The sequence below is a fragment of the Shewanella sp. CAL98-MNA-CIBAN-0140 genome (genome assembly GCF_040309905.1).
GTDB classification, from domain to species: Bacteria; Pseudomonadota; Gammaproteobacteria; order Enterobacterales; family Shewanellaceae; genus Shewanella; species Shewanella psychromarinicola.
In genome coordinates this window covers 1-241 of the sequence record NZ_JBEOPI010000270.1, presented here as the reverse complement: position 1 = coordinate 241, position 241 = coordinate 1, and the positions used below count along the sequence as shown (strand labels likewise).

Annotated in this window: 1 protein-coding gene; it reads left to right on the top strand. The window is 46.9% G+C overall.

Annotated elements, in window-relative coordinates; translation table 11 throughout:
• The coding region (locus tag AAEY93_RS21025) for a GTP-binding protein (RefSeq protein ID WP_351079685.1) at positions 1–241 on the top strand (241 nt) is incomplete at both ends.

Here is a 241-nt window from a genome sequence, read left to right as displayed (position 1 = left end):
ATTGGTATCTCCGCGCAAATCGATGCTGGTAAGACGACCACTACTGAGCGTGTTTTTTTCTATACCGGTGTCAGTCACAAAATTGGCGAAGTACATGATGGTGCAGCTACCATGGATTGGATGGAGCAAGAACAAGAGCGCGGTATCACCATTACTTCAGCCGCAACGACTTGTTTTTGGTCAGGTATGGCAAAGCAGTTTGATGAACATCGTATCAACATCATTGACACCCCAGGTCACG